Origin of the sequence: Enterobacter sp. WCHEn090032 (genome assembly GCF_003986875.1) — a bacterium.
Lineage (GTDB): Bacteria > Pseudomonadota > Gammaproteobacteria > Enterobacterales > Enterobacteriaceae > Enterobacter > Enterobacter sichuanensis.
The window spans coordinates 20,849-37,509 of record NZ_RXRN01000012.1; the positions used below are offsets into that span (position 1 = coordinate 20,849).

20 protein-coding genes are annotated in these 16,661 nt (G+C 52.7%); 13 read left to right on the plus strand and 7 right to left on the minus strand.

What is annotated here, in order from left to right:
- Window positions 1–10 precede the first annotated feature (10 nt).
- The 3 genes from EKN83_RS12005 (at window position 11) to fliB (ending at window position 2,540) form a co-directional block, all read left to right on the plus strand.
- Window positions 11–523, plus strand: coding sequence for a fimbrial protein (locus EKN83_RS12005; RefSeq protein ID WP_126800994.1), 513 nt, complete (start codon window positions 11–13; stop codon window positions 521–523).
- Window positions 524–571: 48 nt separating this feature from the next.
- Window positions 572–1,234, plus strand: coding sequence for a helix-turn-helix transcriptional regulator (locus EKN83_RS12010; RefSeq protein ID WP_126800995.1), 663 nt, complete (start codon window positions 572–574; stop codon window positions 1,232–1,234).
- A gap of 88 nt (window positions 1,235–1,322) precedes the next feature.
- Window positions 1,323–2,540 (plus strand): flagellin lysine-N-methylase, encoded by a 1,218-nt coding sequence (fliB, locus tag EKN83_RS12015; protein ID WP_126800996.1) that lies wholly within the window; start codon window positions 1,323–1,325, stop codon window positions 2,538–2,540.
- 43 nt (window positions 2,541–2,583) lie between these two features.
- Here the strand turns inward: fliB and fdhF are convergent, their stop codons facing one another.
- The 4 genes from fdhF to ycgZ form a co-directional block, all read right to left on the minus strand.
- Entirely contained in the window at window positions 2,584–4,734 is a 2,151-nt protein-coding gene (gene fdhF / locus EKN83_RS12020) for a formate dehydrogenase subunit alpha (RefSeq protein WP_126800997.1), read from the minus strand.
- 189 nt (window positions 4,735–4,923) lie between these two features.
- Window positions 4,924–5,202, minus strand: a complete 279-nt coding sequence (locus EKN83_RS12025) for a biofilm development regulator YmgB/AriR family protein (protein ID WP_023327185.1) — start codon at window positions 5,200–5,202, stop codon at window positions 4,924–4,926.
- Window positions 5,203–5,231: 29 nt separating this feature from the next.
- Window positions 5,232–5,552: a hypothetical protein gene (locus tag EKN83_RS12030; protein ID WP_095449784.1), complete on the minus strand. Its 321-nt coding sequence runs from the start codon at window positions 5,550–5,552 to the stop codon at window positions 5,232–5,234.
- Window positions 5,553–5,556: 4 nt separating this feature from the next.
- Window positions 5,557–5,796 carry a regulatory protein YcgZ gene (ycgZ, locus tag EKN83_RS12035; protein ID WP_024909397.1) on the minus strand — a complete coding sequence of 80 codons (240 nt, stop codon included), beginning with the start codon at window positions 5,794–5,796 and terminating at the stop codon, window positions 5,557–5,559.
- Window positions 5,797–6,133: 337 nt separating this feature from the next.
- On the opposite strand from ycgZ, the gene EKN83_RS12040 reads away from it, so the two are divergent.
- Together EKN83_RS12040 and EKN83_RS12045 are read left to right on the plus strand one after the other, a co-directional pair.
- Window positions 6,134–7,354: a diguanylate phosphodiesterase gene (locus tag EKN83_RS12040; RefSeq protein ID WP_126800998.1), complete on the plus strand. Its 1,221-nt coding sequence runs from the start codon at window positions 6,134–6,136 to the stop codon at window positions 7,352–7,354.
- A gap of 188 nt (window positions 7,355–7,542) precedes the next feature.
- Window positions 7,543–8,274: a MerR family transcriptional regulator gene (locus tag EKN83_RS12045; RefSeq protein ID WP_126800999.1), complete on the plus strand. Its 732-nt coding sequence runs from the start codon at window positions 7,543–7,545 to the stop codon at window positions 8,272–8,274.
- Between the two features lie 59 nt (window positions 8,275–8,333).
- Here the strand turns inward: EKN83_RS12045 and EKN83_RS12050 are convergent, their stop codons facing one another.
- From EKN83_RS12050 to EKN83_RS12060, 3 genes are read right to left on the minus strand one after another with little or no spacing between them, the layout of a single operon-like run.
- Window positions 8,334–8,825 (minus strand): Hcp family type VI secretion system effector, encoded by a 492-nt coding sequence (locus tag EKN83_RS12050; protein ID WP_095449782.1) that lies wholly within the window; start codon window positions 8,823–8,825, stop codon window positions 8,334–8,336.
- 4 nt (window positions 8,826–8,829) lie between these two features.
- Window positions 8,830–9,096: a hypothetical protein gene (locus EKN83_RS12055; RefSeq protein WP_255220586.1), complete on the minus strand. Its 267-nt coding sequence runs from the start codon at window positions 9,094–9,096 to the stop codon at window positions 8,830–8,832.
- The gene (locus EKN83_RS12060) at window positions 9,068–9,592 is read right to left on the minus strand and encodes a DUF2778 domain-containing protein (protein WP_126801000.1); all 525 of its coding nucleotides are present in this window, start codon (window positions 9,590–9,592) and stop codon (window positions 9,068–9,070) included. The genes EKN83_RS12055 and EKN83_RS12060 overlap by 29 nt, the downstream gene beginning before the upstream one ends.
- Before the next feature lie 455 nt (window positions 9,593–10,047).
- On the opposite strand from EKN83_RS12060, the gene EKN83_RS23530 reads away from it, so the two are divergent.
- From EKN83_RS23530 to sufE, 8 genes are all read left to right on the plus strand, one after another.
- Complete coding sequence (locus tag EKN83_RS23530) at window positions 10,048–10,371, plus strand: YbjP/YqhG family protein (RefSeq protein ID WP_260591235.1); 324 nt, start codon at window positions 10,048–10,050, stop codon at window positions 10,369–10,371.
- A gap of 4 nt (window positions 10,372–10,375) precedes the next feature.
- Entirely contained in the window at window positions 10,376–10,555 is a 180-nt protein-coding gene (locus tag EKN83_RS23535) for a YbjP/YqhG family protein (RefSeq protein ID WP_260591236.1), read from the plus strand.
- 551 nt (window positions 10,556–11,106) lie between these two features.
- The gene (gene sufA, locus EKN83_RS12070; protein WP_025757299.1) at window positions 11,107–11,475 is read left to right on the plus strand and encodes a Fe-S cluster assembly scaffold SufA; all 369 of its coding nucleotides are present in this window, start codon (window positions 11,107–11,109) and stop codon (window positions 11,473–11,475) included.
- 8 nt (window positions 11,476–11,483) lie between these two features.
- Complete coding sequence (gene sufB, locus EKN83_RS12075) at window positions 11,484–12,974, plus strand: Fe-S cluster assembly protein SufB (protein WP_025757298.1); 1,491 nt, start codon at window positions 11,484–11,486, stop codon at window positions 12,972–12,974.
- A gap of 9 nt (window positions 12,975–12,983) precedes the next feature.
- The gene (gene sufC / locus EKN83_RS12080) at window positions 12,984–13,730 is read left to right on the plus strand and encodes a Fe-S cluster assembly ATPase SufC (RefSeq protein ID WP_025757297.1); all 747 of its coding nucleotides are present in this window, start codon (window positions 12,984–12,986) and stop codon (window positions 13,728–13,730) included.
- A complete protein-coding gene (gene sufD, locus EKN83_RS12085) occupies window positions 13,705–14,976 on the plus strand; it encodes a Fe-S cluster assembly protein SufD (RefSeq protein WP_126801001.1) in 1,272 nt (423 codons plus the stop codon). The genes sufC and sufD overlap by 26 nt, the downstream gene beginning before the upstream one ends.
- Window positions 14,973–16,193 (plus strand): cysteine desulfurase SufS, encoded by a 1,221-nt coding sequence (sufS, locus tag EKN83_RS12090; RefSeq protein WP_126801002.1) that lies wholly within the window; start codon window positions 14,973–14,975, stop codon window positions 16,191–16,193. The genes sufD and sufS overlap by 4 nt, the downstream gene beginning before the upstream one ends.
- 14 nt (window positions 16,194–16,207) lie before the next feature.
- Window positions 16,208–16,624 carry a cysteine desulfuration protein SufE gene (gene sufE, locus EKN83_RS12095; RefSeq protein WP_025757294.1) on the plus strand — a complete coding sequence of 139 codons (417 nt, stop codon included), beginning with the start codon at window positions 16,208–16,210 and terminating at the stop codon, window positions 16,622–16,624.
- Window positions 16,625–16,661 lie beyond the last annotated feature (37 nt).

Genomic DNA, 16,661 nt, shown 5'->3' on the forward strand with positions numbered 1-16,661 from the left:
AGGTGGAGTGATGAAATTACATTATCAGCGTGGGCTTATTTTGCTTTTATTCTGCGGGCACACGTTCGCGGCTGACAGCGTGAATCTTGGCGTCACGGGAAATATCGTTGCCTCGCCCTGTATCTTTAACGGCGGGAGCACCAGTATGGATATTAATCTTGGGAATATACAGGCCACCAATATGGCGACGCCGGGGTCATCATCCGATCCGGTGCCTTTTAACCTGCTGTTTACCCAGTGTCCGGCGGGAACCCGTAGCGTCACGGTCTCGTTCACCGGAAGCCCCGATCCGCTCGCCGGGGCGGACTACTATATGAACAGCGGCTCGGCGACAAACGTGGCGGTCGCCATGCGTGAGGCCGGAACCGGGACGCTAAAGGGAACAGGTTCCAGCATAACGCAAACTATTGCGGCAGACAGAACCGCCACGATGGCCATGCAGGCGTCGGTCAAATCGGTTAGCGGCGGCGCGACGCCGGGGAGTATCAGTGCAGTCGTTGTGATGACGATGCAATATAACTGAGATGTCAGCGTTGACGTTCCTCACTCATTAAGGACAGTGGTACTTGCTATGTTGAATATTCTTATTCAGGAAGCCGATCAATTTTTTCGCAGTGGACTGCAGCATTTTTTTATGGATTTCTTTTTGCGTAATTTTAAACAGCCGATCCACTTCGCGACGCAATTTAGCCATGAAAACGTCAGCACTGCCGATATTATCGTGCTCTCCCTCTGTAAAGGGGAGACGCTCACCTGTATTCCAGAATTACAGGCCCGCCAGAAAGGGATCGTGATAGGACTGGTGGAAGATGCGCCGGGCGTTTCGGCATTTAACGCCTGTTTCCACGATATTCTTTTTATTCCGCGTAATGTCTCGCTCGATCGCCTGAGCGAGATGCTGTTTCTCGCCTGGTATCGCACGCAGGCGCCCGGTTATATCTGGAAGAAAATAAGCTGCTGTGAATGTCAGTATAAAATATTATCACCCCAGCAAATTCGCATTATGGTGAATTTTTACCGGGGGCTATCGGTAGTGCAGGTGGCCCGGGCGCTGGAGATGAATGATAAAACTGTCTTTACGCATAAATATATGATGATGCAGAAATTTAATCTGCGAACGGATTTTGAACTGATTGCGCTGATTCGTAAAATGGTGGAGAAAAAGAGTTACCCGAACCTGCTGCGTGACTATCTGGTCAATCATTACGGGGAGTGTGTTCCCGTGATGCAGTGAATTACAAAACATAGTGCACGGTTATGCGCCTTTAGAATAGCGAGCGCGTCATGGTACTTTTTATGCTTTATAAAATGACGCCTTCGCTATGCATATTCATAAAACTATCAAGCCGCTTTTTTTTACTAAGTTTCAGTGCGTTGGGCCAGAGTGCTTAATGTCATGCTGTCGTGGCTGGACGATCAATATTGATAAGAAAACCCACCAGAAATATCTCCTCTCCTCGCACCCGGGCATTGCCGCCATTGCCAAAGAGAATCTCATCCTGCAGCGCAAGGGCAAGAGCAGCTATTCCAGAATCAGGCTCAACGAAAACGGGGACTGTCCGTTTATCGATGAAAACAAGCTTTGCATGGTACACCGTGATTTAGGGGAAGAGGCGCTGTCGCCTACCTGCAGTATCTATCCCCGCAATTCAACCCGCTATCAGGATGAGACACGACATACGATGACGCTCTCCTGTCCGGAAGTGGTGCGACGTGTGCTGTTTGACCCGGATGCCATGCTGCTTCAGGAGCAGGATGAGCTCGTGGCGCGCTATAAAACAAACCTGATTGGGCAGCGCCAGTCTGCTTCGCAGACGCAGCAGGTGATCCATCTCTTTGCCTGGAATATCATCCAGTCGCCATCCCGTAACATTGAAGAGAATTTAATGGCGCTGGCACAGTTTATTCTCTGTCTTCAGCACGTTAACTTTGATTTGCATAATAGATTTGCGGAAGTGGAACGTTTCTACGACGCGTTACTGACTGAACTGCAAAGCGGAAAATCGCTGATGGATTCCGGTAATCTGGCCCGTTCAAACGCGATGAAATATCTTGCACTGTCGGTAATGGGAACCAACGTGGCGAAAGATTCAGCCCGGGACGGTTTTATTCTGGAAGGGCATCAGCACATTGCCGCGTATCTGGATATTGCCGGTTCAGACGACCCGGCCGACCTGGAGGCGAAGTTCGACAAGATTAATCATCAGTGGCGTACACTGTGTGAGGATTCCTGTTTGTCAGAGCCTTATGTGTTACGCAATTATCTGCTGTATAAACTCTACAGCAGCTATTTCCCCGGCAAAAACACGGCAACCATCATGCGACAGTTTTATCGTATGGTGCTGGACTTTTTCTACGTCAAATGCATTCTCAGCGTTAAATCGATGCAGGGTGAAATCGACCAGCAGGTGGTGATGAAAACCATCGCCAGCCTGTCAGAAAAGACCATGCACAATTCGACCATTGATGCGCGCATGGACTTTGCAATTAATAAAATCAACGGCGGTGATGATTTATCCTGCCTGCTGTTAATTGGATAAACGCGCAATGTGTCAGAGGCCCACGCGGTGAGCCTCTTTTTACTCACACATTCACTGCGCTGATCAACCGGGTCTTCATCGATTGATAGGCAGACGCCGCATAGTCCTCAGCCCAGCGCTGGTCCTCAATCGCTTCCAGTTGCACCGCGCAGTACTTCGTTTCCGGCGTTTTGGAGATGGGGTCGAGATTATCCTGGGTCAGCTCGTTGCAGGCGCCGATCCACCACTGATAGGTCATGTAGACGGCCCCGGCGTTGATGCGCTCGCTGATGCTGGCGCGGGTAATCACTTTGCCGCGACGCGAACGCACCCAGACCAGCTGCCCGTCAGTAATGCCCCGTTTGTCCGCATCGGCAGGGTTCAGTTGCACCCGGCCGGGCTCGTCGGCCAGGCTTTGCAGCGCGGCGCAGTTACCGGTCATGGAGCGGCAGGAGTAGTGTCCCACTTCGCGCACCGTACAGAGCACCAGCGGGTAATCGTCATCAGGCGTTTCTGCCGGCGCGCGCCACGGCGCGGCAAACAGTTGCCCCTTACCGGTTGGGGTGTCGAACTGATTATCTTTGTACAGGTACGGAGTGCCGGGGTGATCCAGCGTCGGGCACGGCCACTGCACGTGGCCCATCTCGCCCATTTTTTCATAGGTTACCCCGTAGAAAAGCGGGCACAGCTCGCGCATCTCATCCCAGATCTGCTGGTTAGTGTCGTAGTGCATGGGGTAACCCATCTCGGTGGCGAGCAGGCTGATAATCTCCCAGTCGCGCTTCACGTTGCCGCTGGCCTCGATGGCTTTGCCGAAACGCTGGAATCCCCGGTCGGCACAGGTAAAGACGCCGCCGTGTTCACCCCAGGAGGTTGCCGGGAGCAGAACGTCCGCCACTTCCGCCGTTTTGGTCATGAAGATGTCCTGAACCACGACAAAATCGAGCGCTTCAAAACCACTGCGCACCAGCCCGAGATCGGCCTCCGTTTGCAGCGGATCTTCCCCCATGATGTAGTAGGCCTTGATCTTGCCTTCCAGCGCCAGGTGCGGCACTTCGGTGATGCGCGTCCCGACCCGATCGTCCATCGCCGCAACGTCAATCCCCCAGGCGTCGGCGAACTTCTGCCGAACGGCCGGATCGGTGACATCCTGATAGCCGGGGAACATATTGGGCAGCACGCCCATATCACAGGCCCCCTGAACATTGTTTTGACCGCGCACCGGTCCGACGCCGACGGCAGGGCGACCGAGATTACCGGTCAACAGCGCCAGGCTTGCGAGCCCTTTGACCACATCAACGGCCTGACCAAACTGGGTGACGCCCATCCCCCACATCACGGTAGCGGAAGGGGCCGCCGCGAAGGTACGCATCGCCTGACGCACCTCACGGGCGGGGAGGCCGGTGAGATGTTCCACACGCTCTGGCGCATAGTCTTTTACCGTCTGCCGGTAGGCCTCAAGCCCTTCTGTAAAGCGTGCAACGTAGTTTTTGTCGTACAGTTCCTCTTCCAGCAGCACGTAGCCAAAGGCGTTCACCAGCGCCATGTTGCTGCCGTTTTTGAGCTGCAGATGCTGATCGGCAATTCGCGCCGTTTCAATGCGCCGCGGATCGCAGACGATAATTTTTGCGCCGTTTTCACGCGCTTTCAGCACGCGCCGGGCGACGATAGGATGGGAATCTGCGCAGTTATAGCCAAACACCAGCAGACATTTTGAGTTCTCAATATCGTTGATGGAATTACTCATCGCGCCATTGCCGAGCGTCTCCTGAAGCCCTGCAACGGATGGGCCATGACAGACGCGCGCACAGCAGTCCACGTTGTTGGTGTTTAGCACCGCACGGGCAAATTTCTGCATCACATAGTTGGTTTCATTGCCGGTTCCACGGGAGGAGCCAGTGGTCATAATTGACCGCGGTCCGTGCTGCGCTTTAATGCTGCTGAGCCGGTGAGCGGTGTAACGGATAGCCTCTTCCCAGGTAACGGGGGTGAATGGCTCGCCTTTGTGGTAGCGGATCATTGGCTGGGTCAGGCGTGGGGTGAGCAGACGGGTATCGTTGAGGAAGTCCCAACCGTAAAATCCTTTCAGACATAAGGTGCCCTGGTTTGTTACCCCCTCTGCCGCTTCGGCACGGATGATACGGTTATTTTCTACGACAAGGTTTAATTTACAGCCTGCACCGCAGTACGGGCAGACGCTGGCGATCTTTTTCATCAATAACAGACCTGTTAAGAAATGAAGCAAAGTTGACTGGACAACCCAGTCCCGTACGTGGCATTAAGCAGGAAGCGTGCCAGATTGGTTTTGCTGGTTTTACAGGGTGTTATGCGGGGCGTTACGTGTCATCGTCAGGCTGTTCGTCAGTTTTGACGATGACACGTCGGGGGCGTGGCAGGCAGGAATTCAGAGATCGTCCATCGTGTAACCCACCACGATTTCCAGCGTTTTACGAATGACGTCCGCCTGAACCACGTCGTTAGTGGCTTCCAGCGTCTGAATAAGCCATAAGATGATCGCTTTATTAGACAGGTGACCCTCGGAGGCCAGAACACAGCGTACTGCAGTAGAAAAAATAGCGGACTCTTCAGCAAAACGATCGCCTGCGTGACGGAAATATTCCGCCAGCGCACTGTCTAAAAAAGCAGAGTGGTATTCGGGTTGAAGCTGAATATTTTGTCTCATTTGTTCTCACCGTAGCTGTTAAATTGCAGTCAATGTATTTTTTTGGGGTCGGACGGTTTTCCACTTCCAAATAACGGCACTACATTGTCTCTGTTATCGTTGAGAGGTCCCTCTCTTCTCGTTCGTCCTTGTGCGGTTCTGCGACGTGTAAAGGTGAGATTGTTAGAGCCGATGTCGGCAATCACCCTCGCAAGTGTCTCCCGCCGCCGGGGATCCTTTTCACAGGCTTTCATCGCCCGCAGACGCTGTAGCAATCCTTCGGTTGTCACAGGCCCCCGCTCTTTCAACAGAGAGAGAACGGCTTCACCGATAAGCTTGTCGATCAGACTGTCTGCGTCACTGCTGTTCATAACCTTACCGTTCGAAGAGCAGACCAAGCAGCATGTGGTAATGCTCTTCCTCTTCCGGCCCATCCGCTTTCTCGAGTCGGCTGAGCAGCTTGGTACAGAGCGATTTGCGATTCAGGTTTCGCCCGTCGCTGAGAATTTCTACTACCACCTGACCCAGCGTCTCCTGTTGGGTCGGAAGGGCGGCCTTTTCGAAGTACTGTGCGATCGCTGCTGCGGAATCTGTGGCGTAACCTTTCTGCTGCATGTTTCGCTCCTGTAAAATTTTGTAATCACTAACGTTACATTTAAGGTATACACAATTTCAAAATCTGTACACCCAAAATGTACAAATTTTGAATTTTTTTATGATATATTTTATAAATTATTTTATTATCATATAGTTATAGCGTTGTCGCGAAGCGGTAACGTTACAGGATATATTGTACAAAAAGTTCTGACGCTGGTAAGTTGTACAGCAGAGAAAAAAATCACATTAACTGCTGTAAATGATTGAGATGTAAATTATTTGTAGGGCAATTAATGTGCTATAAATGAAAATTACCCACGTCTTTCGTGGCCAAAACCCTAACCCCAGGAATAGCATGCTCACAACCATCATTTACCGCAGTCATATCTGCGAGGACGTTCCAGTGAAAGCGCTGGAAGCCATGGTCGCTGCTGCAAATCGTAAAAACCGGCAATCCAATGTCACGGGGATCCTGCTGTTTAACGGCACTCATTTTTTTCAACTGCTTGAAGGGCCGGTGGAGCAGGTAACTTCCATCTATGAGCAGATCTGTAACGACCCGCGTCACCATAACGTAGTGGAGTTAATGCGCGATCACGGTCCAGTCCGGCGTTTTGGTAACGTGGGCATGGAGCTGTTTGATTTACGCCAGTACGACAGGGATGAGGTGCTGCAGCAGGTGCTCAACAGGGGAACGACCCGTTACCAGCTGACGTATAACGACCGCCCTCTGCAGTTTTTCCGTACCTTTATCGAAGCGACTGAAAAATCGAACTACTTTGAACTGCCGCCTGCGGATTCATGGGATTTTGTCACCGAAGAAACACCTTTGTCCGCGCAACCTGAAGTGGTCGCGAAAGGGGCGGATTGCAGCTTCGCCTTCCAGCCGATAGTCGATCCGTTTATGCAGCAGGTCGTCTCCTGGGAGGCGCTTCTCCGCACCCCGGACGGCGGCGCACCTGGGGTCTATTTTGCCAACCGGCCGCGTGACGAAGTGTATGCCTCGGATTTGCAAAGCAAACAGGTCGCGCTTTCCATGGCCAGCGCGCTGGGGTTACAGGGCCAGACGTTATCCCTCAACCTGCTGCCCATGACGCTGGTTAACATTCCCAACGCCGTGGATTTCCTGCTTACCGCGATTGAAGCCAATGGCTTTGTGCCCGAGCAAATTGTGGTGGAGTTTACCGAAAGCGAAGCCATTTCCCGTTTTGATGAGTTTACGGATTCGGTCAGGCAGTTGAAAAGCGCGGGGATCAGCGTGACGATCGATCACTTTGGTGCTGGTTTTGCCGGGCTGCAGCTGCTGGCTCAGTTCCAGCCGGACAGAATTAAGATTAATCGCGATCTGGTTGCGAACGTGCACAAAAGTGGCCCCCGACAGGCCATTATTCAGGCGATCATTAAATGCTGTGCCTCGCTTGAAATTCAGTTCTGCGCGGTAGGCGTAGAGAAGGCGGAAGAGTGGATGTGGCTGGAGTCTGCGGGCATTTCCCAGTTCCAGGGGCACCTTTTTGCCAGCCCCCGGCATGGCGGAATACCGGCGATTGCGTGGCCGGAGAAGAGATTCGAAATCTGATAAGGTTGTACACATTTCGACAGACTTAACTGTACGACAGGCACATTTTATACAACAATGTATTAACAGGTGAGGGGCAACGTCGCCCGTTCACCTGAGCAAAATGTGGCCTTAATTATACAAATGGTTTGTACAATCTGATAAGGTTGGTGTAGTTAGGTATGGAAGTTCTGAGCGTGAGGGAGTTAATGGCCTATTACAGTATCGGCGAAGTGGCCGAACGATGCGGTATCAACCCCGTTACGCTGCGTGCCTGGCAGCGCCGTTATGGATTGTTGAAGCCGCAGCGCAGCGAAGGGGGTCATCGTCAGTTTGACGATGAAGATATCCTGCGTATTGAAGAGATCAAACGCCTGATGAAGAGCGGCGTTTCGGTCGGCAAAGTCAAAGCCTTGCTGGAAAACAAAGAAGTGTTGACGCAGGGCAACTGGCTCACCTTTCAGGAAGAGATGATGACCGTACTGCGTTACGCCAGTCCGGCAAAACTGCGCGCCAAAGTCGGTGAGTTTCGTCGCGATCACCCGATGGATGCGCTGATTGACAATATTATCTCTCCCGTCCGCCAGCGGATGAACCAGGATCAAAACACGGTGCGCCACATGGCGAGCCTGTTTGATGGTGTACTGATTGAATTCGCGATTGCAAGCCTGGCGGAGTCCCGCAAGAAAGCCGGTAAAGACGCGCTCCTGATTGGCTGGGAATGCGATGATCGCACCCATTTGTGGCTCGAAGCCGCGCGCCTATCGCAGAAGGGCTGGCACATTGACGTTCTGGCGGAACCGATTGATTCACCGCGTCCTGAACTGTTTCCCGGGCAAAAAATCTTCGTCTGGACGGGGAAATCCCCAACCCCTCGCCAGCAGGAGCAGCTCGATCACTGGCGTGAGCAGGGATTTGCGGTTTCATTTCATCAGTCATAGTCAGAGGCCTTAAGGGCCTTTTTCTGAATAAATCTCATTAACCCCCCGAACCGTATAAGTCAACTTGTACGACGCTCATTCCATGCATCTGAAAACTGAATATTACCGTCAAGAATTCTCCAGGTGATTTTTTCATATTGAATGCTGACACTTTCAATGTGATTCATTGTATCGTTCCCCGGCAGCTTAACATTCGGAACGCTGCAGTGGACGCCAGTTAATTTCACATTCTCCATCAGAACGGTGTAGTAACAAACTTCCTGGCCTGCATCATTAATGTGATAAAACCTTACTTCTGCGCTTTTCATCGTCTGCCCGGTTGCTGCAGCCTTATAAAGATAGGGCGTAGAGCTATCAACTTCTTTTTCAATCACCATGGATGAGTGCTGGCGGGTGCCGGTGATTTTACCGTTTGCGCTGTCAACGGGCAAATTTATACCATGGCTCAGACCGATAATCTCAATACTTCCTTCACGATCCTGTATGTCAACAGATCCTTTGATATCTGCACCGCCATCGTCTTTCAGCCACATATAGGGGGGGATAGGCATTTTATTATCTTCTTAGTTTTGTGATTAACTTCATTGTTAAAATATAGAAAGAGGTAGTGATAATTAGCATTGTAAGCCAGTCAATAAATGAATAGGCGTCATACATTGATTCTGCTGTCTCATTCCCGGTAATAATCATTGCTGTTGTTCTGGCTAAATCATAATTAATATATAATTCTGGGCCTGGTAGCATATGACCAATAGCGAGTAATAAAATGAGAAAGTAAATGATTTTACGTGCCCTACGAGCAAGGTTTTTTAATGTAGCCACCCGCTACTACCTCCACCCATCCTCGCGCCATGAGTGACCGCATGCATGGAATCTGAATAAGCGATGTACTCATTAACGCGTTATGAATCATCGCAAAATCAGCAACACTGGCGATAGTTATGCATCCTTTTGAAACCGTGCCGGGATGTAGCCGGAAATTTCCACGTTTTACGTTTTCTATCCATGTGTAATCATCTGTACCCCAGTCATCACGCCACAAAGCAAACCAGTCAGATTTACCAAAAGCATTTCGGCCAATTATTCTGTTAGCCGCATCATGAATCTCCTCTTTTTTTTGCGAAAACCAGTTACCCTCCTTGCGATCTACAATCCAGTATTTTCCTGGCGGAATAGGGCCAGTATTTGCGACATGCCCGCAACTGGCATTATTTCTATTGGCCCCCAACCCGGAGTGCGCCATGAACACGCCCACACCATACAGATCGAAAGGCGCGTAATCCGCGCCGTTCAGAATCATCTTTCCCTGTAACGCCATATGACACCTAATTACCTTTGAATGTGTATGGTTAATGCTACAGCGATTAATAATGTGATCCAGAGTGAATGCATGATTTTCAGAAAAAGACTCGCATTATCAGGTTGTGTACTGCTGAGAAGCGCTTTCAAGTTACATACCAGGCCAGCGCGTTGATTTCCCCGTGACACATCCCGGTGTAAACGGCCGGGACCTACATCAGGGCATGCTTTCTGCTCAGTCCGGGTATTTGCGAAGATGTTTAGCATCAATGCTCCTGCCGTATCGCCGCAGCAATTTTTGAAAACAGCATTTTTAAACCCGCGCAAAATAAATGGTTAATATAATAATTCTATTCTTACTTACTTAAAGGAACTAAGAATGAGTTGGAATAAAGAAGCTGCAGTTTAGTATCTCCGTTCACACGTTCTGGGGCGTTCTCAAAATGCAACCCCCCTTTAATACAGGATGCATTGATGAAAAGGATATTTCTATCATTCGTTATGTTGCTGGTGGGATGTAGTTCGACTGCCAGTGATAATCAGGATGCGAAAGACGCTACCGAGTCATTTTATAAATCCTATCTTTACGCATTCGGTAGTGATGATGCCAGGCCTTATCCTGCCGATGAGCTGCGTAAATATGTTTCTGCTGATACGATTGCCCGGATTGATGCCATTCAGGAAATCTATGAACAAGAGTTAATAGAGTCTGACTATTTTACGTATACCCAGGATTATTCTCGCGAATGGATACCTGCGTTACGAGTGCAAAAACGCAAGGCCATTTTTAAACAGTGAAGTAGTGCAGGTCATTGAGGGAGCTGGTGGAGGGAAAACCATGCACCTTGAAGTATTTCTGCGTCGTGAAGATGATGCATGGAAAATCTACCGCGTTCGTGACATAACGAATAATCACGAGCACCCAATATTTAATGCCGGAGCATTAACCCAGGCGAAAGCTGCAGCAGAAAGTGGGCTTTAAGCTGTAAAACACTCTTCCAGCCTCGGTGCATGCCGGGGCTTTTTCTGGTGGAATGGACACTGCAATTGCCTCGTCACCCAAAGACTTCAGCAATATCCTCCACGCAGTGCCCATACCATTCAACCCGCGCATCGGCGGGTTTTTTATACCTTCCATTCAAGCTTCCCGTGCCGCTTTAAGCCCTGAGGAATAGGGAATTTCTGAGCAACAGGCATTTTTCCCGGATACGCGAGATCGAGAAGATGAATAGCGTTACGAGAAAATTGCCTGTTTTCACGGAAGTCAGAAAAGCTATCTCAAAAATAGGCATTTCCGATGCATATTTTACTTTTCTCATCTCTGTGATACATGCCATGACAAAATGCATTATTAATCAATGCATTGAACAATTAAATCCATCCTGCCTGCATCCTGCCACAGGGTCTATGCTTAATAAAAGTAGGCAAAAAGGGCGGTTTAGCCGAATGCCCCTGCTGACAGAGGGTTGAAGTGATAATCGTTATCACTAACATGGTGTTATGCCCTGATGGCTTATCAGATGAGGTGGACCTATGGAACTGCATTCAGAAACCTTTAATCCTGCCGATTTTAGCTGGCGCGGTTTAACGCTGACGCCCGCGGCGGCGGCACATATTCACGAGCTGGTGGCGAAAAAGCCCGAGATCCTCGGTGTGCGTCTTGGGGTCAAACAGACCGGTTGCGCAGGCTTCGGTTACGTTCTCGACACCGTCACCGAGCCCGAGAAAGATGACCTGGTGTTTGAGACGGACGGTGCAAAATTATTCGTCGCACTGCAGGCCATGCCGTTTATCGACGGTACCGAAGTGGACTACGTCCGCGAAGGTTTAAACCAGTTATTCAAATTCCATAACCCGAAAGCCCAGAACGAATGCGGCTGCGGCGAAAGCTTTGGGGTATAGGCGGTACTATGTCTCGTAATACTGAAGCAACGAGTGAAGTAAAGACCTGGAGCGGTGGACACCTCAACTATAAAGAGGGGTTCTTCACCCAGCTGCAGACGGATGAACTGGCGAAAGGCATCAACGAAGATGTCGTTCGGGCGATCTCGGCAAAACGTAACGAGCCCGAGTGGATGCTGGAATTTCGCCTGAGCGCTTACCGCGCCTGGCTGGAGATGGAAGAGCCGCACTGGCTGAAAGCCCATTATGACAAGCTGAACTATCAGGACTACAGCTACTACTCTGCACCCTCCTGCGGCAGCTGTGATGACACCTGCGCCTCGCAGCCCGGCGCGGTGCAGCAAACCGGTGCGGAAAACAGCTTCCTCAGCAAAGAGGTGGAAGAAGCCTTTAACCAGCTGGGCGTGCCGGTTCGCGAGGGGAAAGAGGTGGCGGTGGACGCTATCTTTGACTCCGTCTCGGTGGCCACCACCTACCGCGACAAGCTGGCCGAGCAGGGGATTATCTTTTGCTCCTTCGGCGAAGCGATTCACGATCATCCGGAACTGGTGAAAAAGTACATCGGGACCGTGGTGCCCTCTAACGACAACTTCTTCGCGGCGCTCAATGCGGCGGTGGCCTCTGACGGCACCTTTATTTACGTGCCGAAAGGGGTACGTTGCCCGATGGAGCTCTCGACCTATTTCCGCATCAATGCGGAAAAAACCGGTCAGTTCGAACGCACGATTCTGGTGGCCGACGAGGGTAGCTACGTCAGTTACATCGAAGGGTGCTCCGCCCCGGTCCGCGACAGCTATCAGCTGCATGCGGCGGTGGTAGAAGTCATCATCCATAAAGATGCCGAAGTGAAATACTCCACGGTGCAAAACTGGTTCCCGGGCGACGGCAATACCGGCGGTATTCTGAACTTCGTCACCAAGCGTGCGCTGTGCGAAGGTGAAAACAGCAAGATGTCGTGGACCCAGTCGGAAACCGGGTCTGCCATCACCTGGAAGTACCCGAGCTGCATCCTGCGCGGCGATAACTCCATCGGTGAGTTTTACTCGGTGGCGCTCACCAGCGGGCATCAGCAGGCCGATACCGGCACCAAGATGATCCACATTGGTAAAAACACCAAATCGACCATTATCTCGAAAGGTATCTCCGCCGGGCACAGCCAGAACAGCTATCGCGGGCTGGTGAAGATCATGCCGACGGCGACCAATGCGCGAAACTTTACCCAGTGTGACTCGATGCTGATTGGCGCAGACTGCGGCGCGCACACCTTCCCGTACGTCGAGTGTCGCAATAACACCGCCCAGCTGGAGCATGAGGCGACGACGTCACGCATTGGCGAAGATCAGCTCTTCTACTGCCTGCAGCGCGGGATCAGCGAAGAGGATGCCATCTCGATGATCGTCAACGGCTTCTGTAAGGACGTGTTCTCTGAACTGCCGCTGGAATTTGCCGTTGAAGCCCAGAAACTCCTCGCCATTAGTCTTGAACACAGCGTCGGTTAAGGAAAGCACATGTTAAGCATTAAAGATTTACAGGTTAGCGTGGAAGACAAAACCATCCTGCGTGGCCTCAATTTTGACGTCAAACCGGGTGAAGTTCACGCCATTATGGGGCCGAACGGCTCCGGGAAAAGTACGCTTTCGGCGACGCTGGCCGGGCGTGAAGATTACGAAGTCACCCGCGGCTCGGTCGAATTTAATGGCAAAGATCTGCTGGAGATGTCGCCGGAAGATCGTGCGGGGGAGGGCATCTTTATGGCCTTCCAGTATCCGGTTGAGATCCCGGGCGTCAGTAACCAGTTCTTCCTGCAGACGGCACTGAACGCGGTGCGCAAGTATCGTGGCCAGGAGGCTCTGGATCGCTTCGATTTCCAGGATCTGATGGAAGAGAAGATCAAGCTGCTCAAAATGCCGGAAGATTTATTGACCCGCTCAGTCAACGTCGGCTTCTCGGGCGGCGAGAAAAAGCGTAACGATATTCTGCAGATGGCGGTTCTGGAGCCCGAGTTGTGCATTCTCGATGAGACCGACTCCGGTCTGGATATCGACGCCCTGAAGATTGTCGCCGATGGCGTTAACGCGCTGCGCGACGGCAAGCGTTCGTTCATTATTGTCACCCACTACCAGCGCATTCTGGATTACATCAAGCCGGATTACGTCCACGTGCTTTATCAGGGACGTATTGTGAAATCCGGTGATTTCACGCTGGTTAAACAACTGGAGGAGCAGGGGTATGGCTGGCTTACCGAACAGCAGTAATGCGCTCCAGCAGTGGCACCGGCTGTTTGAAGCCCAGGGGGGGACACGTTCTGAGCAGGCGCAGCAGCATCTGCAGCAGATGCTGCGCCTCGGCCTGCCGACGCGTAAGCATGAGAACTGGAAATACACCCCGCTTGATGGCCTGTTGAACGGCGAATTTGTTTCTCGGCTGGCGGATATCAGCCCGGCCCAGCGGGATGCGCTGGCGCTGAACGTTGATGCCCTGCGGCTGGTGTTTGTTGACGGGCAGTTCCGTCCTGAGCTGAGCGACAGCACTCAAGAGAGCGGTTATACGATTACCCTCGATGATGAGCGCCAGAGCCTGGCGGCTCCCGTACAGCCGGAGGTGTTTCTGCATCTTACCGAGAGCCTGGCGCAGAGCGTGACGCATATCCACGTTAAGCGTAACCAGCGCCCGGCAAAACCGCTGTTACTGCTGCATATCACTCAGGGGCTCGACGGTGATGAAATCAATACCGCGCACTATCGCCATCATCTTGAACTGGCGGAGGGGGCCGAGGCCACGGTAATCGAACATTACGTCAGCCTTAACGAGGTCAGGCACTTTACCGGATCGCGTCTGACGATGAACGTCGCCGCTAATGCACGACTTCACCACATCAAGCTGGCGTTTGAGAATGGGCAGAGTCACCACTTTGCCCATAACGATATTGTGCTGGCTCAGGATGCCGCAGCTTTCAGCCACAGCTTCCTGCTCGGCGGGGCGGTGCTGCGCCACAACACCAGCACCCAGCTTAACGGTGAAAACACCACGCTGCGCATCAACAGCCTGGCGATGCCGGTTAAATCAGAAGTGTGCGATACGCGCACCTGGCTTGAGCACAACAAGGGCTACTGCAACAGCCGCCAGCTGCACAAAACCATCGTCAGTGACAAAGGGCGCGCGGTGTTTAACGGCCTGATTAACGTGGCGCAGCACGCCATTAAAACCGACGGGCAGATGACCAATAACAACCTGCTCCTGGGCCGCCTGGCGGAGGTGGACACCAAACCGCAGCTGGAGATCTATGCCGACGACGTGAAATGCAGCCATGGCGCCACGGTCGGAAGGATCGATGACGAGCAGATGTTCTACCTGCGTTCCCGCGGTATTGATCAGCAGGCAGCGCAGAAGATGATTATCTATGCGTTTGCCGCCGAACTGACGGAAGCGCTGCACGATGGTCAGTTAAAACAGCAGGTGCTGGACCGTATTGGCCTGCGTCTGCCTGGAGGCGAAGCATGAGTTTTCCCGTCGAGAAAGTCCGGGCCGATTTCCCGGTTCTGACCCGTGAAGTCAACGGGCTGCCGCTGGCCTATCTGGACAGCGCGGCCAGCGCGCAGAAGCCGAATCAGGTGGTGGATGCGGAGGCGGAGTTCTATCGCCACGGTTACGCTGCCGTGCATCGGGGGATCCATACCCTGAGCGCGGAAGCCACCCAGCGCATGGAGAACGTGCGCACGCAGGTGGCCGCCTTTCTCAATGCCCGCTCGCCCGAAGAGCTGGTGTTTGTGCGCGGCACAACCGAGGGGATTAACCTTGTCGCCAACAGCTGGGGCAACGCCCAGGTGCGCGCAGGGGATAACATCATCATTACCCAGATGGAGCACCACGCGAATATCGTGCCGTGGCAGATGCTCTGCGAGCGCGTTGGGGCGCAGCTGCGGGTGATCCCGCTCAATGTTGACGGGACGCTGCAGCTTGAGTTGCTTGACGGCCTGCTGGATGACCGCACGCGGCTGGTGGCGGTCACCCAGGTTTCCAACGTGCTGGGGACCGAAAACCCGATCGCAGAGATCGTCGAGAAGGCCCATCTGGCGGGGGCGAAGGTGCTGATTGACGGCGCTCAGGCGGTGATGCATCACGCGGTTGACGTCCAGGCGCTGGACTGCGATTTCTACGTGTTCTCCGGCCACAAGCTCTACGGCCCGACCGGGATTGGCGTGCTGTATGTGAAAGAGGACATCCTGCAGGCGATGCCGCCGTGGGAAGGGGGCGGGTCAATGATCGCCACCGTTAGCCTGACGGAAGGCACCACCTACGCCCGTGCGCCGTGGCGTTTTGAGGCGGGTACGCCCAACACCGGGGGCATTATTGGGCTGGGGGCGGCGGTTACTTACGTTTCGGCGATCGGCCTTGAGGCCATTCAGGAGTATGAACAGCTGCTGATGCACTATGCGCTTGCGGAACTTGCCAGCGTACCGGATCTGACCCTTTACGGCCCGGCTGACCGGCAGGGGGTGATCGCGTTCAATCTCGGGAAACACCATGCCTATGACGTGGGCAGTTTCCTCGATAATTACGGCGTAGCGGTCCGTACCGGGCACCATTGCGCCATGCCGCTGATGGCGTTTTACCAGGTCCCGGCAATGTGCCGCGCATCGCTGGTGATGTACAACACAACGGAAGAGGTCGACAGGCTGGTGGCGGGGCTAAAACGCATCCATCAGCTGCTGGGCTAACAAGGAGGCGAAAGATGGCAGATCTGCCGGACAAAGATAAATTACTGCGTAACTTCTCGCGTTGCGCAAACTGGGAAGAGAAGTATCTCTACATCATTGAGCTGGGACAGCGTTTACCGCCGCTCAGCGAAGAGGCGCATTGCCCGGAGAACAGTATTCAGGGCTGTCAGAGTCAGGTGTGGATTGTGATGGCGCAGTCGGATGACGGCACTATCGAGCTGCGCGGCGACAGCGATGCTGCCATTGTTAAAGGGCTTATTGCGGTCGTTTTCATTCTTTATCACCAGATGTCGGCTCAGGATATTGTCGCGTTCGATGTCCGTCCGTGGTTTGAAAAAATGGCCCTGACCCAACACCTCACCCCGTCCCGTGCTCAGGGACTGGAAGCGATGATTCGCGCCATCCGCGCCAAAGCTGCAATCCTTAGCTAGACTTACAGAACAGCATTCATTCTGTTTCGCGAGGTGG